Genomic DNA, 1,057 nt, shown 5'->3' on the forward strand with positions numbered 1-1,057 from the left:
CTCCGCTGGGCCGGCGTCGGCGCGGCCTGGTACTGGACGGTTGCCCGTGGCACGCGGATCAACGAGGCCGCCGACCGCCGCGACATCGTCACGGTGACGCAGCTGATCAACGGCGGGCAGAACGGCATCGACGACCGCCGCGCCCGCTACAACCGCGCGCTCGCCCTGGGCGATGCGCTGCTCCAGATCCTGAACGAAGAGGACGGCTTCCTTATGGCCTTGACCGACGCTGAGCAGCGCGAACTGCTCGACCTGGCTCGCCAGCAGGCGAAGTACAAGCGTAAGTCGCGCAGCCCGCTCCACTGGCCTCACGAGGCCGAGGTGGACACCATCGCTGGACTCGACTGGACGACGAACGCCCTGGCCCACGTCCAGTACGTCGAGAAGCTCGCGGTGATCTACGGTGACCCCGAGTCGATCGCGCTGCTGTACGCGGTGCAGCACAGCGACGATCCGACCAACGACCCCGAGCTGGCCACCCGGATCCTGAAGCGCGTCAAGCCCGACGACCTCGCGGCCGCCCAGCACAAGATCGCTGCCTGGCTCAAGGCCGAACGGGCCTTCCATACCCAGGGGCAGGCGTGAGTATCCCCGCTGACGCCTTGGAGCGTCTCCGCGACGAGGCCTCCGAGCTGCTCCGCCGCCTCGGGAAGCTAGCTGATTTCATCAGCTCCGAGCGGTTCTCCGCCCTTCACGAGCACGACCGGCAAGACCTAACTGAGCAGTACAAGGCTATGCAGGCCTACGCGCTGATCCTGAACCGACGGATCCGCCGCTATGCCTCTTAGGATCGGTGACCGCAACGAGAGCGTGCGCCGCTGGCGCGAGGTGATGGCGAAGCGATTCGCCGGATACGCCCGCACCCGCGGCGAGCTCCCGACGGACACCGACGAGTTCGGTCCCCGGGCCCAGTCCTGGCAGCTGGAGTACGAGATCCGGACCGGGCAGCCGCAGGACGGTGTCGTCTCCGACGACGACCTCCGCGCGCTCGGCGTGCCGATCCCCGTCGACCGGCGGCCGTGGCTGTTCACGGTCCACGGCACCGGCCAGCCCGACC

The 1,057-nt window shown here is 68.6% G+C and carries 1 protein-coding gene and 2 pseudogenes; all 3 read left to right on the forward strand.

Annotation, left to right across the window (positions count from 1 at the left end; genetic code table 11):
* Positions 1-585: pseudogene (locus tag BN4332_RS34825) on the forward strand (C39 family peptidase); the annotation flags it as partial.
* Complete coding sequence (locus tag BN4332_RS32670; RefSeq protein WP_066904555.1) at positions 582-788, forward strand: crAss001_48 related protein; 207 nt, start codon at positions 582-584, stop codon at positions 786-788. The pseudogene BN4332_RS34825 and the gene BN4332_RS32670, both read left to right, overlap by 4 nt.
* Positions 778-1,057, forward strand: a pseudogene (locus tag BN4332_RS32675) (hypothetical protein); the annotation flags it as partial. The gene BN4332_RS32670 and the pseudogene BN4332_RS32675, both read left to right, overlap by 11 nt.

This window comes from Mycolicibacterium houstonense (assembly GCF_900078665.2).
GTDB lineage: Bacteria > Actinomycetota > Actinomycetes > Mycobacteriales > Mycobacteriaceae > Mycobacterium > Mycobacterium houstonense.